We start from the raw sequence: 18,606 nt of genomic DNA, 5'->3' as shown, positions 1-18,606 counted from the left end.
TGCAGGTTCCCCCATTTCCTCCCAGATGATATAGAACTAGCTTTCACTCGCAATAGGAGCCGTATACATCTTTAGTTGGCATGACTTTAGTTGGCATGTTTCTTAGCATCTAAGAATAAATAGCATTATGCATGTAACCGTGAGAGAAGGCGGGTGATTATCTGCGGGTGTTCAAGGAATCAAAGCGGAGCGCATCGGCTGAAACACTTATCGGACACGGCACTCATGTCGAAGGGAAGCTGATCAGTGAGCTCAGCATACGTATTGAGGGCGAGCATCGGGGTGATATCGAATGCAGGGGCGATGTCATTATCGGGGAATACGGCGTAGCGCGCTCTAGCATCACGGCTCAAGATTTGACGATTGCCGGCAGAGTCCACGGCGATATAGTCGTCAAAGGCAGGCTTATCATTACGGCGTCAGGCCAGCTATTCGGCAATGTGCTAGCGCACAGCATATTGATTCAAGACGGCGGCATCTATAACGGCAACTGCCGAATGGAACGCCAGACCGAACCGCGCACACGCCAGCTGCCAGAGCATGAAGCTCCCTCTCAACAGCCAGGACAGCAGCAGCAAGCGAAGGAGAAAGCTCGTCAAGCCGGATAAACCGCAAAAAAGGAGCCTTTTGAGCCGGTTACAAAACACCAGCCTAAGGCTCCTTTCTTATCTGTTCCTTCGTTCGTTTACGTCGCTACATCCCGCTTATTGAAGATTAGCCATGTAATCCCCATAAAGATGATGTAGTACCCGGCTAACACAGCAAGCGAGAAGCCGAGCGTCATATTATGCGCAATGGCTGTGCTCTGCAAATACTGTTTCAAGTTCAGGTGCAGAAACAGCAGGTAATCGACCCACTTATAATTGAGCGACATCAGGATGCCGCTTGCGATAATTCCGAAGAAGTAAATAAACATCGACAGGCCGATCGCAAGTCCGCCGCTGCGGAAGATCGTCGACAGCATGAAGCTGAATGTCACGATCATAATGAGCCCGATGTAATCAAGCACATACGCTTGAATCATATAGAAGAGCGGATGCGCACTGTTCAACACGCCTAGCGCCTCGTTAGCTGTTGCGCTTTGATTGTACCCGAACAAGATGAGGTTCAGTACAAATGACGAGACGAACATCAGCACGGTTTGCACGAGGGCAAACAAGAGTAGGGAAACATACTTCGAGAGCAGAATCTTGCTCCGGCTCCACGGCCGGATGAGCAACAGCTTAATCGTGCCGGACGAGAACTCGCCAGCTACGCTTTCCGCTGATACGACAACGGTAAAAATCGTAATCAAGTAGTACATCAGCTGATCGATACCGTTCATCACGGTCCACATCGTATCCTTCTCGGACAGCCACCTTGTCAGCGAGCTGGCGACAATGACGAGCACAAGAATAATACCGAGCATAATCCATGTTCCGATTCGGCGGTAAATCTTCATATTCTCATTTCGGACAAGCTGTAAGAAATCAAACAACCTGCTCACCTCCCGTCATCTCCAGGAATTGATCCTCTAGAGACTTGTTCAGGACGCGAATGCCATATACTTTAATACCTGCTCCAACAAGCAATGCATTGATCTGCGCAATCCTCTCGCGGTCTGCACGTACAAGTGCAGCGTCCTCTTCTCGCTCAGCTCCATGCTCCGCAAGCAGCTGCACCGCTTTATCCGGCTGATCGACCTCGAACAGCACTTGGCTTTCTTCATCGGCGATCGGCTTGTCAGAACGGATACTGCGCACGTCGATGAGCTTGCCTGCTTGGATGATGGCGACACGGTCGCACATGAGCTCCATCTCGCTCAGCAAGTGGCTCGATACGAATACCGTTATGCCCTCTTCCTTCGCTAGCTTCCTGAGGTAATCACGCAGCTCGCGAATGCCCGCAGGATCGAGCCCGTTTGTAGGCTCGTCCAGAATGAGCAGCGATGGCTTATGCATAATGGCTTGTGCGACACCGAGCCTCTGGCGCATTCCGAGCGAGTACGTCTTCACTTTGTCATGGATGCGGCTCTTCAGGCCAACAAGCTCAACGACCTCGTCAATGCGCTGCTTCGTAATGCCCGGCACCATGCGCGAGAAGTGCAACAGGTTCTGAAAGCCTGTCAAATATTTGTACATCTCTGGATTCTCTACAATTGCACCAACATGGCGGATCGCTTGCTCGTAGTGGGTTCGGATGCTGTGGCCTTCAATAAGGACATCACCCTTGGACAGTGACATCAACCCAACCATCATTCGAATCGTTGTCGTCTTGCCCGCACCGTTGGGACCAAGAAAACCGAACACCTCCGCACGCGGCAAATCAAGCGTTAAGCTATCGATAATCGTCCGCCGGCCGATCGTCTTCGTCACTTGCTGCAGCCTGACGATTGGCTCCTCTATGGAGCCGAATGAACTGTTCACCTCTATACCCCCTGTTTGGCAAACTCTGAGAGCGGTAAAAATCTTACACACCTCGCGTCATCACCAGTATACAGAAGTCAGGAAGCGATTGGAAGTTTATGCTTATTCAACAGCTCCAGCTTATACATACTGAAGCAGCTGTTCTGTCTGACTCATCATCGAAAATGTGTCAGTCTCGATACGCATGAGCCGATGATCCGGCGGCCTACAACATGATTTGCAGCAGCCAAGTGGATAAATGACCTTATAAAACCCGGTCAGAAACACCATTTCAGCCTCTAGCCTAGGCAGCATACAGCCGCACCCCACACAATGAAATTGCTCTTTATTCAACAAGTTATATCACTCCTATTCTATCCTTTGACGTCCAACCTATTTAATGAAGACTCTTTCTTATAAGTCAACCGGCGATATAGTTCATGTATACGCACCTGTCTTGGACTCATTGCCTGCAACTTTGCTAGTAAGGCGCACATAATTGCTTTGCGGATTTCCTCATCCGGGATAAAAGTGCAACCGTACACATAGTAGTTGTCTTCCTTCCGGCGCCAGACAACATGTCCGAGCAGACAGAACTGCCACTCATCCAGCGTAATTGAGAATTGAAGCAGATAGCTCTTGCTGACTGGAAAACGCAGATGGCTCTGAAATCGCAGCCCCGCGGGGCTCATATTGTGCAGCAGGACCGTGGATGAAGCGGAATCCGCTCCCTCCCCCTGAATATGACAGATGGATACCTCTGCTTGCGCGCCCTCTCGAAGCCGGATTCGGATATGTTCGCGCGGCTGCTTCTCGCTCGATTTTTCCACGACATCTACGCCTCATTTCAACTGAAATCTAACTGCGTTGACTTGCCCCCCGCAGCATTAATGCGCATTCTGGGTATTGCCGGCGTGCAATTGTTCATATGACCAGAGCAGCTTCCACTTGCCCGAGTCATAGGCTGCATAGCAAGGTTGTACGATCGTGAAGTTGCCATACTGACTATGGAACAATTCCTCCACATCGAATTCGTAAACGACTGAGATCGGCGCTGCACCTTCGGTCATCTTCCAATCGGCAACGCGGGAAGGACTGCCAATATGAACATCAAACGTGTTCACGCCGAAGTCCTGCATCATAATATGTGCGCGGTTCTGAATATACTCCGCCTTCTTGAAGCGTTGCTGCATCTCGGGATGAAACAGCTCCCATGCGCTGCCGTAATCGCCTTGCTGCTCAAACGAATAGAACTGCTCTACCGCCGCTTGCGCCTGTTCATCATCTCCGGACTGGAACAGTCCGGAGAAATTTCGCCAACCGAGCCACACCACTAGCACGATGACAAGTCCCAGCAGCAGCTTCATTCCGGGTAACCCGCCTCTTCGTCGTCCGCTCATTTACTTTCCACCCCTGTCCAAAAAGCTACTTCACTTTATGAACGGAGGGCTTGTTTTATACCTTCTATATCAATCTCCTTGCATGAGCTGCGACTTCAAACGGTTATGAATTCGGCTTCGTTCCGTAGCATTGACAAGGTAATACCAGATGCCACCGATCATGGCACCTTTCCCCGAGATCTCGGTCGTCGTGAAACGCTCGCTTTGCGGTTTATAAACAGATACAAGCTGTTTCATCTCACTGAAGGTCATATTCGTCTTCACACTGTCGCCAAGAGCACCTAACAGCGCGTGGAAATGAGTGACACTAGCTAGACTGACCGCATTATGCATAACAGCCTGTACAACAGCTCGCTGCCTTGTATTGCGACCAAGATCGCCTCTTGGATCTTCATACCGCATCCGGCAATATTTCAGCGCGTCTTCACCTTTCAGCGACAAATTCCCTTTAGCGAAGCTCACACCATCGTATTGGAACGCCGCCTCATTGTTGACCTTAACACCGCCGAGCATGTCTATGACCCGAGTGAAGCCTTCCATATTCGCTTTAATGTAATAATCTATTGGATAATCCAGAAACTGCTCGACTGCCCCGATCGACATCTCCACGTCGCCGAATGCATAAGCATGATTGATTTTATCCATACCGGCCCTGCCTGGAATGATGACACGCGTATCCCTTGGAATGTTGAACATAAGGACGGATTTCTTCTGCGGATTCACGGCAAGCACAATCATCGTATCCGAACGGCCGTGGTCGTTCTCGCGCTGATCTACACCAAGCATCAGCACGGTGAAAGGCGCCAGCTCTTTCCCTTTGCTCACGAGCAAAGGTGATGTTACGGAGGTCTTAACATCAGTATCAGTGCTCACATAAACCTGCTTCGCCTTGTTGATGTCCTCATGCATCCGAACGACTGTCCGCTCTGCAGAGTGATAAAGATACCAGACCAAGCAGGATGCAATTAGAAGGAAAGAAGCAGCGGCAGCACTCGTCCATATGAGCAGATTCTTATAGGAAAATCTCATGTGTGCTCACCTCTTTCCTAAACCCGTTCCTGCAATTGAAGCCCATCCACGCGATGGCGAGCGAACCAGTCGACGGTCTCTTCAATGCCTTGCTCGAATGTATATTTCGGCTTCCATCCGAGCGATGAAGCGATCTTCGACGGATCGAGCGTGTATCTACGATACTTGCCCTCTCGGCTTTGCTTGGCGACTGGAAGGAGCGAGGATGGCTTTTGCAGCAGCCCAACGATTAGCTCAGCAACGTCCAAATCGCGGCGCTCATTAAAGCCGCCAATGTTGTATATCTCGCCGGCTTCACCATCATGCAGCACCCGTTCAACGGCAGAAGCAAGGTCCATCACATGTAGCCAATCGCGCACATGAAAGCTGCCATCCAGCTCCGGAAGCTGCTTATTCTGCATCGCGCTCGTAATGAACAGCGCAGCGGCAGATGCGGCACTATGTTGAAACGGACCGTAAATGCAAGCTGAACGAATCATATTCACATGCAGCCCGTACGTCTTGTAATAAGCACGCACGAGAAGATCTGCCGCTGCCTTGCTCGCATCAAAGGGACTGCATGGATTTAAAGGGCTTTCTTCTGTGAAATAACCGGTTCTGCCTAAAGAGCCATAAACGCCACCGGTTGATATTTGCACGAAACGCTTCACCTGCTGCTCTCTACATAGATCAAGCAGCACCTGCGTCCCGAGGACATTCGTACGGACTAACCGCTCCGTATCCTCTGCACCTTGCGCGCCGATGTCTGTCACCGCAGCGAAATTCACAACGACATCAATATCGAAACGTATAATCGTATCACGCACGAGCGCCGAATCGCATATATCACCTTGCACAGCATGATAGCTTTCATCACCGAATACATCAGTTAGCTGCGCGGGATTGCCCGTATCAGCAAGCTGATCATAATTAACAATCGTATAGCCCGGATACCGATCAAACATGTAACGGATGAAGTTGCTGCCGATAAACCCTGCTCCGCCTGTCACCATCAGCTTCATAACTCATCTGCTCCTATACAAAAAAGTTTAGCTTTGCTTGTTTCAGACCTCACAAATAAGGGTAAGATTAAATAACATAGATATCAGCAATAATCTAATGATACAATTTGTAACTCTTTCACTTTATACATTAAGATACAATTTGTATCATGTCAATTCTTTTCTTTTTCGACACGTGACATTTTGTAGCTTTTCATGCATTTGTAAACAATTCGTATTAAGATGGTTGTATATTTCGAATCAGGAGGAGAATTATGGGCATTGGTAGTCGGATTTCCAAACTGAGAGACGATCGGGGCTGGACACAGGAACAGACAGCGGGGCTGCTCGGAATATCACGCGCGGCACTATCCCATTACGAGAAAAACCGACGTGAGCCGGACACGGAAACGTTATCAAAGTTCGCAGATTTGTTCAAAGTAACTGTCGATTTTCTAGTCGGCCGGACAAACGCGCCTCATGCCACTGTCGAATCGCCTGTTCGTGAATTTGTGGATCAGCTGGAGCTATCCGAAGAGGATCTCTTGAAACGCTTTGATCTGACGATCGACGGCCTGAAGCTCTCGCCTGAAGAGGCTCGCCGCTTCATCGCTTTCGTACGCGCAGAACGTAACATGAAATAACGATAAGTAAATAAATAAAACCATAGTCGTCAGCCGACTATGGTTTTCATTTTCGGAATATTTATCTTTGTAATGGTGGCAAGTCTGCAGGCCAATTTGCAAGATCGATACCAAGCTGCTCCAAAATGGTGCGTACGTCCAATTCTATGGCTGCCTGCGAGGTGTTATGTACCTCTTGTTTCTGATCTTCTATTTTCCTCATCCCGCGGCTCCTACTCCCTTTGATTAAAGTGAACCTTCTACCGAACGACTTTAGTCTATCTTTCCTGGCTACCACTCCATCCACTTGACCGACTCCTTTATTCTTCTCTCTCTCTTCTGTACTTGTCTTTTCTCATTATATCCAAATGAATCTAAAAAGGGTGTCGAAGGATGTGGGACTAATCTCACATAGCGCTTCTATTATTGTCGATAAATGGTAATTTAAATAACGGATGGTAAAATTGTTGACATAAAAAAGAAGCCGGTAGCGAAACATCTCGCTACACGGCTTCTTTTGTCATGCTCTTTATTTAGTTCCCGCCTACACGAGCGAGCTCTTTCATATTCGCTTCGAAAGCTGCGAGAAGCGCTTCATCTCCGACTAAGCCGGATTGCTCCATCTTCTCGATTTGCTGCAGCATCCGCTTGTAGTCTTTCGGGATGACTTTGACAAACTTCTCTCTGGACTTCTCCCAATCGGAGAGCAATCGTTTGCCGATTTCACTGCCTGTGTAATCCACATGGCGCTGAATCATCGATTGAAGCTCATCCGAATCGCGCTGCTCTTCGATACGCTCCAGAAGGACCATCTCGATGTTGCAGTGCTTGTAGAAATCGCCTGCTTCATCAAGCACATACGCGACGCCGCCGGACATACCTGCTGCGAAGTTACGGCCTGTGACGCCTAGGATTGCAACGCGGCCGCCTGTCATGTACTCACAGCCATGGTCGCCAACGCCTTCGACAACGACATTCACGCCGGAGTTACGAACCGCAAAGCGTTCACCTGCGATACCGCTGATGTATGCGTCGCCGCCAGTTGCTCCGTAGAATGCTGTATTGCCGATAATGACGTTCTCTTCTGCTTTGAACGTTGCTTTCGGAGACGGAGCTACAATGATTTTGCCGCCGGATAGACCTTTACCGACATAGTCATTGGAGTCGCCTTCGAGGGAGAGCGTAATGCCCTTCGGTACGAACGCGCCAAAGCTTTGGCCAGCGGAGCCGACAAAGTTGAACGAGATCGTATCTTCAGGCAAGCCCTTCGCACCGTAAGCGCGAGTAACTTCGCTGCCCACGATTGTACCGACTACGCGGTTAATGTTCGTGATTGGCAATGTCGCGCGAACTTTATCACCCGATTCAATCGCAGGCTGTGCCAACGGCAGCAGCTTCTGCATATCAAGCGATTCTTCAAGCTTATGATCTTGAGTTTGCGTGCAGAAGCGTGCAGCGCCTTCTGGCAATTCCACTTGATGCAGCAGCGGAGTCAGATCAATACCTTTAAGCTTGTAGTTCTCGATCAGCGATTTGGTCTTCAAACGATCAACCCGGCCGACCATCTCTTGAATCGTACGGAAACCAAGCTCTGACATAATTTCACGCAGCTCCCTCGCAACAAACAGCATGAAGTTCGCTACATGGCTTGGATCGCCCATGAACTTCTGACGAAGTTCCGGGTTCTGCGTTGCCACACCCACCGGACAAGTATCCAATTGGCACACACGCATCATAATACAGCCAAGCACGACGAGTGGAGCTGTCGAGAAGCCGAACTCTTCTGCGCCGAGCAATGCTGCGATTGCAAGGTCGCGGCCGTTCATAATCTTGCCGTCTGTCTCAACAACGACGCGATCACGCAGGTTGTTGATCATCAGCGTTTGATGCGTTTCAACGAGGCCAAGCTCCCACGGCATACCCGCATGGCGGATCGATGCAAGAGGAGAAGCGCCTGTACCGCCGTCATAACCGCTGACGAGGATAACATCTGCGCGGCCCTTCGCTACGCCGGCTGCAATTGTGCCGACACCAGCTTCGGAAACGAGCTTCACGTTGATACGGGCACGAGGGTTAGCGTTCTTGAGGTCATGAATGAGCTCAGCTAAGTCCTCGATCGAATAAATATCATGATGCGGAGGCGGCGAGATGAGACCTACGCCTGGCGTCGAACCGCGAACTTCAGCAACCCAAGGGTATACCTTACGTCCTGGCAGTTGACCGCCTTCGCCTGGCTTCGCGCCCTGCGCCATCTTAATTTGAATTTCATCGGCATTGACCAGATAGTTGCTCGTTACGCCGAACCGACCGGATGCAACTTGCTTGATCGCACTGCGGCGGGAATCGCCGTTCGCATCTGGGATGTAACGAGCTGGATCTTCGCCGCCCTCGCCTGTATTGGATCTGCCGCCGATGCGGTTCATCGCAATTGCAAGCGCCTCATGTGCTTCTTTACTGATTGAGCCATACGACATTGCGCCAGTCTTGAAGCGCTTCACGATTGATTCCACGGATTCTACTTCATCCAGTGGTACCGGATCTGCGTCGAAGTTGAACTCAAGCAGCGAGCGAAGCGTCAGATGCTTCTTATCTTCACCCTGCACGAGTGTCGAGAATTTCTTGTACAGCTTATAGTCGTTGTTACGGGAAGCCATTTGCAGCGTATGAATCGTCTGCGGGCTGAACAAGTGATCTTCGCCGTCTTTGCGCCATTGGTACTCACCGCCGGAGTCAAGCTCTCTTACGCGGCCCTCTTGCTCGGAGTACGCACGATTATGATGCTTAAGCGTTTCTTCAGTAATGACGTCAAGGCCAATACCGCCGATACGCGTCGGTGTCCATGTGAAGTATTGGTCAACAACATCTTCCTTGAGACCAACCGCTTCAAATATTTGTGCGCCGCGGTACGATTGGATTGTCGAGATGCCCATCTTGGACAGGATCTTAACGACGCCTTTCGTTGCAGCTTTAATGAAGTTCTTCACCGCTTTATCATGCTTCAAGCCGCGCAGCATGCCTTGGCGGATCATGTCATCAAGCGTCTCGAATGCGAGGTACGGGTTCACTGCGCTTACGCCGAAGCCAAGCAGGAGTGCAAAGTGATGCACTTCACGCGGCTCGCCGGATTCTAGCAGGATGCTTACTTTCGTCCGTGTGCCTTCGCGAATCAAATGGTGATGCAGAGCAGATACAGCAAGCAGCGACGGAATTGCCGCATTCTCACGATCTACGCCGCGGTCAGATAGAATAAGAATATTATGACCTTTAGCAATAACTCGGTCAGCCGCTTCGCACATTTGCTTCAGGGCATAGCGCAAGCCTTCTTCGCCTTTGTCCGCTGTGAACAGCGTAGGAAGCGTGATGGACTTGTAGCCCGGACGGCGAATATGGCGCAGCTTCGCGAACTCTTCGTTCGACAATACTGGTGTTGCCAGCTTGATATGTCGGCAGCTCTCTGGCTCAGGGTTGAGCAGGTTGCGCTCAGGTCCAAGCGTTGTGCCTGTCGCTGTAATGATCTCTTCACGAATCGCGTCAATCGGCGGGTTCGTTACTTGCGCGAACATTTGTTTAAAGTAGTTGAACAAACGCTGCGGGCGCTCAGACAGAATCGCAAGCGGCGCGTCATAACCCATGGAAGCGATCGGCTCAACACCGCTGCCTGCCATTGGCTCAAGCACTTTGCGCAAATCCTCGAACGTATAGCCGAACGCCTGCTGACGCTGCTCTACCGTTTCGTGGCTAGGCTCTGGCAATTCAGGCGCATCCGGAAGCTCATCCAGACCTACGAGATGCTCTTCGAGCCATTCGCCGTAAGGGTGCTCCGATGCGATTTGGGCTTTAACCTCTTCATCCGAAACGATGCGGCCCGCTTGTGTATCGACAAGCAGCATACGGCCTGGACGCAGACGGTCTTTATATAGGATGTTCTCTGGATCAATGTGAACGGTACCTGCTTCGGAACCGAGAATGATGACATCGTCCTTCGTTACATAGTAACGAGCTGGGCGAAGACCGTTCCGGTCAAGAATCGCACCGATCTGAGTGCCATCGGTGAACGCCATTGCGGCTGGTCCATCCCACGGCTCCATCAAACAGCTGTGGTATTCATAGAATGCACGTTTCTCTTCGCTCATGCCTTCGTGGTTAGACCAAGGCTCTGGCACCATCATCATTGCCACATGCGGCAACGAACGGCCGGAGAGATAGAGGAATTCAAGCGTGTTGTCAAACATCGCCGTATCGGAGCCGTCTGGATTGATGATTGGCTTAATCTTCGCCAGATCGTCACCGAACAATTCCGTAGCGAACATCGTTTGACGAGCGTGCATCCAGTTCACGTTGCCGCGAAGCGTGTTGATCTCACCATTATGAATGAGATAACGGTATGGATGCGCGCGCTCCCAGCTTGGGAACGTGTTCGTGGAGAAACGGGAGTGTACGAGCGCAAGCGCCGTTTCCATCGTCTCATCGTTAAGATCGACGTAGAAGGAACGAACCTGCTCGGTTGTAAGCATCCCTTTGTACACGATTTTTTTGCTGGACATACTGGAGAAATAGAAGCTATCAGCGCCTTCAGCGCCGGAATAGCGAATCGCAATCTCCGCACGTTTACGAATGACGTAGATTTTACGTTCGAAGGCAAGCTCATCTTGAAGCTCAGCACTCTTCCCGATGAACACTTGGCGAACGAACGGTTTAACCGACTTCGCAGAGTGTCCAAGCTTCTCGTCGTTCGTTGGAACGGTACGCCAGCCAAGCAAAGTTTGACCTTCCTCATGGATGATCGCTTCCAGTTCACGCTCATGCTTGCTGCGAATGCTCTCGTCCTGGGACAAGAAAAGCATACCAACTGCATAGTCGCCGCTTGCCGGTAATTGTGTGCCGAGCTCTTTCATTTCACGGGCAAAGAAAGTATGCGGAATTTGCAATAAGATCCCGGCTCCATCCCCTGTGTTCGGCTCGCTGCCTTGGCCACCGCGATGCTCCATGTTCTCAAGCACTGTCAGTGCCTGTTGGATGATCGTGTGTGATTTAATTCCCTTGATGTTAGCCACAAAGCCCATTCCGCAGGCGTCTTTCTCAAATTGCGGATCGTATAGACCTTGCTTCGGCGGCAATCCTGACTGGTTCTCTTTCACTTGGATGCAACCTTTCTATGAGAAATTTTAAATAAACGGAGGAATGGATTCTTATTCATGGAATCCGGCTTCAATTCCAGCGCATAATCGCTTAGAATGAAGGTGTACACGCGGTCACCGCTTAGGGCCAAAACAGACAGGTCATCCTGAATGATTCGAAAAAAAGACGCTGAGGCGGCTGTACAGCATGCCGTGCTCTTCAGCATCCTTCTTGTGAAACAGCGGGTGTACGAATTTTTGTTATTATTTGATTGTACCATCAGAACGCAATGAATTTCAATTCAATATTTTTATGGTAATGATAAGACTTCTTTAACACATCACAGCAGCAATCTGAAAAATTCTCAGAAAATTGTACACCCATTGTAACGCATAAATAACCAAAAGGATGTGGATTTATTGTTTAGTAATTTCAGGAAAGCACCAAAATGGTTTGTATCCTTAACGGCAGTTGCACTTTTGCTCGGGTCTTCCGAGGTTTATCGATCATATGCTGACGCACCTTCGAGAGAAATGAGCACGGTAAATGCTTCGGCGATTGCTGCTGCTCAAACAGCACCGGCGGTTCCAGCTGCCCCGCAGGCGAAAGTGAATCAGCCTCTGCATATCGTTGCTGTCGGCGACTCGCTTACAGCGGGCTACGAGCTTGGCATGACCGTGAAGTCGATTCCGTATGGCTACGTGGAGCGCGTGTATGAGCAGGCGCTTTATCATGGCGATGCCGAATTGAATAATTATGGCATTATCGCGTTGAAGTCTTCTGGTTTGAAGGGACTGCTGGACGCCGCGGCTGCTGGCAAATCAGTGACGGCCGAGCAAATCCAGCCGAATCTCTCTACTTACCCGCTTGCCGATGAAACGGTAGCCAAATCCGCACAGCTTGCTGCTGACCTTAAGAGAGCGGATCTTGTCATTATGACGATTGGCGGCAACGACTTCCTGTCGCTTTTCGATGAAATTAAGGCAGAATCGCTAAGCGCAGATCAGCTGCAAGCGCGACTGGACAGCCACTTGGACAGCTATGTCCCGACGCTCGAAGCTTCGATTCGGACCATTCTGAGCTTGAATCCGAAGGCAACGATTGTTTTCGCGGATCAATATTTACCGGTGCCGCCGCCTTCGATCATTAACAAGGCTATTACAGAAGAGCAGTACAAGGTGCTGACTAACGGCGTAGAAAAGCTGAGATCGCTGGCCGAAGCGCTTACTGGGAAGCTGAAGCAAGAAGCGTACGATGTGCGTATGGTCGATGTATCAGAGCCGTTCCTTGGCAACGAGTTTACCTACACATACATATTAAAGGGAGATATTCATCCGAAGCAGTCTGGTTATGATGTAATGGGCCGCCAGTTTGCGGATGGCATCTGGGGCGAGTACCGTGATCCCGCAACGCTTCAAGCAGGCGCACCTCTTCGTGTCGTAGTGAACGGCAAAGATTTGACGGGCGCAAATAAACCTGTCCTTAAAAATAATACGACGTTTCTGCCCATGCGCGACATCACGAACGCGCTCCACGCAACGCTTGCCTGGGACGGCAGAACGCGCACCGCAACGGTAACTTCCGGCAGCAACAAAGTCGCGTTCACAATCGGCGCAACGATGATGAAAGTGAACGGCCAATCCGTGCCGCTCGAGACGCCGGCTTACTTGCAGCAGGTTGGCGGCAATTCGGTCACCTACCTGCCTCTCGCCGCACTGTCGAAGGGACTCGGCTATAAGGTCGTTTATCGGAAGCCAATTGCGACGGTGTTTATTCAAGGCTAATAAGTTAAATATAAGATACGCCAGTAGCAATACAAAGACGCCTTAGCAACCAACCACGAACTGTGGTGCTGAAGGCGTCTTTTTTCATGCACGGATCAAATGACCCAATCTGCCGTAAATGCCTGTTTGAACTCCTGCGGTAAGCTGCCTTTAAAGACAAGCTCCGGATTTCTTACGCTCACTTTGGTCCCGTTCGGAACCGAACGTGTAATGAACGCGTTGCTGCCGATGACTACGCCTTTGCCGATGACCGTTTCCCCACCCAAGATGGATGCCCCGGAATAGACTGTAACTTCATCTTCAAGTGTTGGATGGCGCTTCACGCCGCGCAGCGTTTGCCCGCCTCGCGTAGATAGCGCACCGAGCGTCACACCTTGGTAGATCTTAACATTATTGCCGATAATCGTCGTTTCGCCGATAACGACGCCTGTCCCGTGGTCAATGAAGAAATGTTCGCCAATTATTGCCCCGGCATGAATATCAATCCCGGTTACGCTATGCGCGTATTCGGTCATAATCCGTGGGATGAGCGGGACGGACAGCTTGTACAGCTCATGCGCCAAGCGATAAATGCTTACAGCGAATATGCCGGGGAACGAAAAAATGACCTCGCTCGTATTCTCGGCGGAAGGATCTCCTGCGAAGGCCGCCTTGACGTCGGTCGCCAGCACGCGCCGCAGCTCGGGAATTTGGCTCAGAAACTCATAGACGATAGCATCTGATGCTGCATCCGCATCCGAGCTAGGGCTCGGATTGAAAGACGACTGATGCTTCAGCGCGGATGCAATCTGTTCGCGCAACTTCTCATCAATGCTGATAAGCAAATCTCCAATATGGTACTCGATCGTCGCGTTAACAAGATTCCTTTTTCCGTAATAGCCAGGGAACAAAAGCTCTCTCAGCAGATGGATGACTTCGATGATCGTATCCCGACTAGGCAAGTCTTTGGCATCCTGAGAAATCGTGTGCGACTGTTCACGATAGCTGCTTGCAATCGTAGATACGAGGCCGCCGATTTGCGTATGAAAATTGGTACCCACCTGCATCACCCTCCAAATTCAGTTCAATAACGACCGGTCTTCAGACAAATGACATTTCGATGCGTCGATAAATAAAAAGGGGGCTCCTTCCGCCAGTCTCCTCGACTTTGAAGATAAGAGCCCCCGTTTGAACGGTAGATATTCATGAAATTTTTTCCAGTATAATCGATTTAACGAGAAGGTGTCAATCCATATCGCATGGAGAAATCGATGCGGTTGAGCTCCAATACAGACCCCAGATTTGTTGTTATGCTGTCAGCTCGATTGGCGCAGCGTCTTGGCGCTTCACCTTGCGGTGCGTCTTGATGAAGACGAGCAGCGTCAGTGCTGCTGAGACGACTGCGAACAACGCGACGTGGATCGCCATGCTGCCGGTGATCTCCAGCTCGTTGCCTGTCACGATTTCGCGGAACGCTTTGATCGTGTAAGTCATAGGCAGCCAAGCGCCAACATGCTGCAGCCAGGACGGCACAAGCTCGGACGGATACGTGCCGGCACTGCCAGTCAGCTGCAAGATAAGCAGTATGACGGAGACGAAGCGGCCCGGATTATCCAGCAGTGTGACAAGGAACTGGATAATCATCATGAATGTGAAGCTTGCGAGCAACGACATGCCAATGAATGCGCCCATATGGTTAACATGCAGCCCAATGCCGTAGATCAGGATCAGATCGGCAATTGTCGCTTGTACGAGGCCAACGATGGCGAATAGCGACAGCTTGCTAACGAACCAGCTCCAGCCGGAGGTTGGAATTGTTCCTGTCTCGCGCATCGGCATAACCGTCGTGGAGAGCAGCGCCCCGACAAACAGTCCGAGTGATAGGAAGTAAGGCGCGAAGCCCGTACCGTAGTTCGGTACTTCAGTCAATTTCACTTCCTCGACTTGTACAGGCTTTGCGAACATGTCGTATAGGGCATCGGTTCCGATGATGCCACCAGCTTCGCCTGCGGCGCTGCCGAGCTTGCTCGACAGCTCGGCAGCGCCGTTCGCGAGCTTAGCTGTGCCGCTCGCGAGCTCGGCGGAGCCGTTTGCCAGCTTGCCGGACCCATCGGCAAGCTGCGCCGCACCGCGGCCAGCGGCGGCTGCGCCGCTAGCTAGCTGCGCGGCGCCATCCGCGGCGCTGTGCGCGCCAGCTGCGAGCTTGGCGCCGCTGGCATTGGCGCTAGCGAGCCCCTGCTGCAGCGCCGTAAGCCCCTGCTGCAGCTGGCTCTGCCCGCGCTGCAGCTCCGTGCCGCCGGCGGCCAGCTTCGCGCTGCCGCCGGAGAGCCCGGCAGCGCCCGCGGATACCTCGCGGGCTGCGCCGATAAGACCTTGCAGCGCCGCATCCTGCGCTGCATCAGGCTGCGCGGCGGCGTATGCCTCGATCGCCGCCGATAGCTTCGCGGCTGCGCCGGCCAGCTGCGCGCTGCCCTGCTTCGCCGCAGCAAGCCCCTCGGCCAGCTGCTTCGCGGCCGAGGCAGCTGTATCCGCGCCGCCGCTGAGCTTGCCGCCAGCGGCTTCAGCTTTGCCGATGCCGGCGGACAATGCCGCCGCGCCATCACTTACTTGCGCGGTGCCGCTATGAAGCTGCTCCGCGCCTTTATCGAGCGTCGCTACGCCGCCTGCAAGCTGCTCCGTGCTGCTCGCGAGCTTCGCGACGTTATCGCGAAGTCGCTCTGCGCCGCTATTTGCATCAGCCGCGCCGCTGCTCAGCTGGCTTGCACCGTCGCTCGCTTTGGCGATACCATCCGTCGCCTCGTCGATATTCGCAAACACGGCCTCAGCGTACGCCTTCGTCACCTGCTGCGAAATTCCCGTCTGCAGCTTCGAAATTGCGCTCTGTCCGATCTTCGCCGCCAAGTAGTTCCCGCTGTCGTTAGACATATACGTGAGCGCCGCCGGCTGTGGCTTCTCATCCAGCAGAGTCGTTGCTTGCTTCGAGAAGGAAGACGGTATTTCTACGGCATAATAGTACTTCCCATCTTGAAGCCCCTGCTTTGCAGCATCGCGATCGACAAAATCCCATTTGAAATCCTTGTTCTCCTTCAGCTCCTTCACAAGGTCGCTGCCGACTGCAAGCGATTTTCCTTTGAACTGCACGCCTGCATCCTCATTCACGACGGCGACTGGCAGCTCGTTCAGCTTGCCATATGGATCCCAGAACGAGCCGATCAGCATGCCGCTGTACATAATAGGAATGAACATGACGCCGATTATCGAGATAATTAGCTTGCGATTGCGCATAATGCGTACAAACTCCTTGCCTGTAAACGATAAAGCCTTCACTTTTCCTCACACCTCTCAACTTTATTATTGAACAAATGACTGAATTGTACTTTTGGTCAATTTATTTTAAAAAAAGAAGCAGCATCCGCCGCTTACTTTATTGTTATCATATTTGCTTTCTGTAAACAGCCTAACTCACCGTAATCCCATCGCGTAGCAGCGAAGTGAAATAGTCAGCAATTTCCTCTCGTGTCAGCGGCGCGTGGTGCTTGTTCCACTCTGCACCGAGGGCGACATACATCTTCAGCATCATGAAAGCTGTCAGCCCAGGGTCTACCGCGCGAAGCTCGCCTTTCTGTACCGCAAGCTCAACTTCATGCTGGATAAAAGTATGAATGGCTGTTTCCATCTTCGCGATGCCGTCCTTCGCCATCGGCGTACCGATGTCGCGCACTTCTTGGGACAGCTTCACAATGAGCTCATGCTTCTCGCGGAACAGCAGCAGCTCGTGCAGCACAGCAGCTAAATTATCGAAGAAAATCCGCTCCCGGTCGATGATTCGTTCCGCAAGCACACGCAGCTCTGCGCATAATTGACCGATAATTTCGCTGAAGAGATCTTCCTTCGTCGCGAAAAACGTATAGATTGTACCTTTACCGACTGCAGCTATCTTGGATACCAGCTCCATCGTCGTCGCTTTGTAACCAAACATGGCAAAAGACTTCGCAGCCGCTTCAACAATCTGCAGCCTGCGATCGACCGGCTTCTTCTGTTCCATTATGCCGCAGCCTCCTTATTTACTTCATTGACACTCATATTATCAGAAACTGACCGAAAATACAATATGGTCACTAAGTCGATTATTCCGATCTTACATCTTCTCACTGCCGATCATTCAACCGAATTTTTTACCAGCTCATCCATCGTGAGCAGTGCATGCAGCTTCAGCCCTGCCGCCTCCAGGTTGGCTCGTCCGTCCGGGTGACGCTCAATGACGCAGACAACATCCTGCACAATTGCGCCAGCATCCCGCAGCTCTTTCACACTTTGCAGAATCTGCCCGCCTGTCGTAACGACGTCTTCGATGACACATACTTTTCGGCCGTGGACTTCGGCGCCTTCCGCTATTTTCCTTGTGCCGTATGCCTTCGCTTGCTTCCTGACAAAAGCAGCAGAAATATTCGTATGTAAGGATAGCGCAGTTGCAATCGCAATGCCGCCCATCTCAAGCCCTGCCAGCACATGGGTGCCAACCGGAATGTGCGAGGATAGCTCGGCTGCAATGGCGCTTAACAGACGAGGGTTCGCTTCAAACATGTATTTGTCAAAATACGTATCCGACTGCTGGCCGGATCGGAGCGTGAACTCCCCCGACAATCGCGATGCTGCGTAAATTTCACGTGCAAGAATTTGCTTGCTCATACATGTCAGCTCCTTAAGGCTGCGGCAGATAGGCTGCCTTTATTTTATTCTTCTACTTATCCGTGTTTCTTACTTTCTTACTTTCTTACTTTCTTACTTTTACTTACCTTTTCTTACTTCCTTACTTTCTTACTTGTACTCCTTCGCCAGCTGCTGCAGCTGCTCCAGACCGCGCTCCGCCCAACGTTTCAGCCGGTCAATTGCTTCGATCTCCGCTTGCACTGCCTTATCGAGCGATTCTTTGTACGAAGGCACTTCTCCGCGGAACGGGCCGATATCGCCATATGGGACATTCGTTTTCTCCGTATAGCTTAGCGCTCTACGCTCGTGAAACATCGGCACATCCGGGTTGTAAGGGTTGTGCAAATCGCCTTGCTCAGGATGCTTAAGCACAGCTAGCACCTTCAGAAGCGCACGCGGCCCGTTTGTTTCCATGACTTCCCCTGCATATTGTCCTGTTTTATAGGTAAAGGCTACAGTTGTACCAATCTCCGGAATCCATTTTTCTTGCTGCATATTTCAACCACTCCATTCTCATTGGTCTATACAGGAGCTTAAATCTCCTATTTTTTAGCATAGTTTAATGCGCCAAGCAACTGCAAGTGCTAATTCCAATCTTG

15 protein-coding genes are annotated in these 18,606 nt (G+C 51.3%); 3 read left to right on the top strand and 12 right to left on the bottom strand.

From position 1 onward, the window contains the following. The first annotated feature begins 167 nt into the window (after positions 1-167). Positions 168-608: a bactofilin family protein gene (locus BMY11_RS16075; RefSeq protein WP_090578089.1), complete on the top strand. Its 441-nt coding sequence runs from the start codon at positions 168-170 to the stop codon at positions 606-608. 77 nt (positions 609-685) lie between these two features. Here the strand turns inward: BMY11_RS16075 and BMY11_RS16070 are convergent, their stop codons facing one another. The 6 genes from BMY11_RS16070 to BMY11_RS16045 form a co-directional block, all read right to left on the bottom strand. Beyond that, positions 686-1,486 (bottom strand): ABC transporter permease, encoded by an 801-nt coding sequence (locus tag BMY11_RS16070; protein ID WP_256217543.1) that lies wholly within the window; start codon positions 1,484-1,486, stop codon positions 686-688. Continuing rightward, the gene (locus BMY11_RS16065) at positions 1,470-2,405 is read right to left on the bottom strand and encodes an ABC transporter ATP-binding protein (protein WP_256217542.1); all 936 of its coding nucleotides are present in this window, start codon (positions 2,403-2,405) and stop codon (positions 1,470-1,472) included. The genes BMY11_RS16070 and BMY11_RS16065 overlap by 17 nt, the downstream gene beginning before the upstream one ends. Positions 2,406-2,758: 353 nt before the next feature. Next, a complete protein-coding gene (locus BMY11_RS16060; RefSeq protein WP_090578083.1) occupies positions 2,759-3,214 on the bottom strand; it encodes a PilZ domain-containing protein in 456 nt (151 codons plus the stop codon). 57 nt (positions 3,215-3,271) lie between these two features. Next, entirely contained in the window at positions 3,272-3,784 is a 513-nt protein-coding gene (locus BMY11_RS16055; RefSeq protein WP_143069289.1) for a hypothetical protein, read from the bottom strand. A 69-nt stretch (positions 3,785-3,853) separates the two neighbouring features. Next, complete coding sequence (locus BMY11_RS16050; RefSeq protein WP_090578077.1) at positions 3,854-4,813, bottom strand: LCP family glycopolymer transferase; 960 nt, start codon at positions 4,811-4,813, stop codon at positions 3,854-3,856. Positions 4,814-4,830: 17 nt separating this feature from the next. Next, the gene (locus tag BMY11_RS16045) at positions 4,831-5,814 is read right to left on the bottom strand and encodes a dTDP-glucose 4,6-dehydratase (protein WP_090578074.1); all 984 of its coding nucleotides are present in this window, start codon (positions 5,812-5,814) and stop codon (positions 4,831-4,833) included. A 254-nt stretch (positions 5,815-6,068) separates the two neighbouring features. Here BMY11_RS16045 and BMY11_RS16040 point away from each other — a divergent pair, with 254 nt between their 5' ends. Continuing rightward, a complete protein-coding gene (locus tag BMY11_RS16040; protein ID WP_090578071.1) occupies positions 6,069-6,437 on the top strand; it encodes a helix-turn-helix domain-containing protein in 369 nt (122 codons plus the stop codon). A 512-nt stretch (positions 6,438-6,949) separates the two neighbouring features. On the opposite strand, the gene gltB is transcribed toward BMY11_RS16040, so the two are convergent. Further along, positions 6,950-11,554, bottom strand: a complete 4,605-nt coding sequence (gene gltB, locus BMY11_RS16030) for a glutamate synthase large subunit (RefSeq protein ID WP_090578065.1) — start codon at positions 11,552-11,554, stop codon at positions 6,950-6,952. Between the two features lie 513 nt (positions 11,555-12,067). Between gltB and BMY11_RS16025 the strand changes: the two genes are divergently transcribed. After that, a complete protein-coding gene (locus BMY11_RS16025; RefSeq protein ID WP_143069288.1) occupies positions 12,068-13,318 on the top strand; it encodes an SGNH/GDSL hydrolase family protein in 1,251 nt (416 codons plus the stop codon). Between the two features lie 95 nt (positions 13,319-13,413). Here the strand turns inward: BMY11_RS16025 and epsC are convergent, their stop codons facing one another. The 5 genes from epsC to BMY11_RS16000 form a co-directional block, all read right to left on the bottom strand. Further along, the gene (epsC, locus tag BMY11_RS16020) at positions 13,414-14,358 is read right to left on the bottom strand and encodes a serine O-acetyltransferase EpsC (protein ID WP_218150193.1); all 945 of its coding nucleotides are present in this window, start codon (positions 14,356-14,358) and stop codon (positions 13,414-13,416) included. A 247-nt stretch (positions 14,359-14,605) separates the two neighbouring features. After that, positions 14,606-16,624 (bottom strand): YhgE/Pip domain-containing protein, encoded by a 2,019-nt coding sequence (locus BMY11_RS16015; RefSeq protein ID WP_090578056.1) that lies wholly within the window; start codon positions 16,622-16,624, stop codon positions 14,606-14,608. 130 nt (positions 16,625-16,754) lie between these two features. Then, positions 16,755-17,342 carry a TetR/AcrR family transcriptional regulator gene (locus tag BMY11_RS16010; protein WP_090578053.1) on the bottom strand — a complete coding sequence of 196 codons (588 nt, stop codon included), beginning with the start codon at positions 17,340-17,342 and terminating at the stop codon, positions 16,755-16,757. Between the two features lie 113 nt (positions 17,343-17,455). Beyond that, on the bottom strand, positions 17,456-17,986 hold the full coding sequence (gene pyrE, locus BMY11_RS16005) for an orotate phosphoribosyltransferase (protein ID WP_090578051.1): 531 nt from the start codon (positions 17,984-17,986) through the stop codon (positions 17,456-17,458). Between the two features lie 129 nt (positions 17,987-18,115). Then, positions 18,116-18,502, bottom strand: coding sequence for a kinase-associated lipoprotein KapB (locus BMY11_RS16000; RefSeq protein ID WP_090578048.1), 387 nt, complete (start codon positions 18,500-18,502; stop codon positions 18,116-18,118). Positions 18,503-18,606 lie beyond the last annotated feature (104 nt).

Source organism: Paenibacillus sp. OV219 (assembly GCF_900110075.1).
Lineage (GTDB): Bacteria > Bacillota > Bacilli > Paenibacillales > Paenibacillaceae > Paenibacillus_Z.
This window is presented reverse-complemented; position numbering and strand designations above follow the sequence as displayed.

Excerpts from the sequence above, each read along its gene's own strand:
- BMY11_RS16055 (WP_143069289.1), bottom strand. The coding sequence starts at position 3,784 with ATGAGCGGACGACGAAGAGGCGGGTTACCCGGAATGAAGCTGCTGCTG.
- BMY11_RS16050 (WP_090578077.1), bottom strand. The coding sequence starts at position 4,813 with ATGAGATTTTCCTATAAGAATCTGCTCATATGGACGAGTGCTGCCGCT.
- BMY11_RS16045 (WP_090578074.1), bottom strand. The coding sequence starts at position 5,814 with ATGAAGCTGATGGTGACAGGCGGAGCAGGGTTTATCGGCAGCAACTTC.
- BMY11_RS16040 (WP_090578071.1), top strand. The coding sequence starts at position 6,069 with ATGGGCATTGGTAGTCGGATTTCCAAACTGAGAGACGATCGGGGCTGG.
- BMY11_RS16025 (WP_143069288.1), top strand. The coding sequence starts at position 12,068 with ATGAGCACGGTAAATGCTTCGGCGATTGCTGCTGCTCAAACAGCACCG.
- BMY11_RS16010 (WP_090578053.1), bottom strand. The coding sequence starts at position 17,342 with ATGGAACAGAAGAAGCCGGTCGATCGCAGGCTGCAGATTGTTGAAGCG.
- pyrE (WP_090578051.1), bottom strand. The coding sequence starts at position 17,986 with ATGAGCAAGCAAATTCTTGCACGTGAAATTTACGCAGCATCGCGATTG.
- BMY11_RS16000 (WP_090578048.1), bottom strand. The coding sequence starts at position 18,502 with ATGCAGCAAGAAAAATGGATTCCGGAGATTGGTACAACTGTAGCCTTT.